The sequence below is a fragment of the Microbacterium sp. CIAB417 genome (genome assembly GCF_022788845.1).
In genome coordinates, this window is sequence record NZ_JAHZUT010000040.1 from 1 (window position 1) to 557 (window position 557).

At 56.0% G+C, this 557-nt stretch carries 1 rRNA gene; it reads left to right on the plus strand.

Going from position 1 to position 557, the window contains the following annotated elements:
* A 23S ribosomal RNA gene (locus KYX17_RS31630) occupies positions 1 to 557 on the plus strand; the annotation flags it as partial.

A 557-nucleotide genomic window follows, 5' to 3' on the forward strand; every position in this document is an offset into this window, starting at 1 on the left:
CAGCTAATCCAGTAGTGCTAAGCGCCCGAACCTTCACACCGTCACCTTCGGGTGGCATCGTGTTGGGGAGCGCGTGACCCCGTTCTGGTGCGGCTAGCGTATTAACAGGTGTGACGCAGGAAGGTAGTCCATGCCAGGCGATGGTTGTCCTGGTGCAAGTGCGTAGGCCGAGTCATAGGCAAATCCGTGACTCGTACAGGCTGAGACACGATGCGGATGAAAAGTGGATGATCCTATGCTGCCGAGAAAAGCATCGACGCGAGGTTCTAGCCGCCCGTACCCCAAACCGACTCAGGTGGTCAGGTAGAGAATACCGAGGAGATCGAGAGAATCGTGGTTAAGGAACTCGGCAAAATGCCCCCGTAACTTCGGGAGAAGGGGGGCCTTCGACGTATTAGGACTTGCTCCGAAAGCGTTTGGAGGCCGCAGAGACTAGTGGGTAGCGACTGTTTATTAAAAACACAGGTCCGTGCTAAGTCGCAAGACGATGTATACGGACTGACGCCTGCCCGGTGCTGGAAGGTTAAGAGGACCGGTTAGCCGCAAGGCGAAGCTGA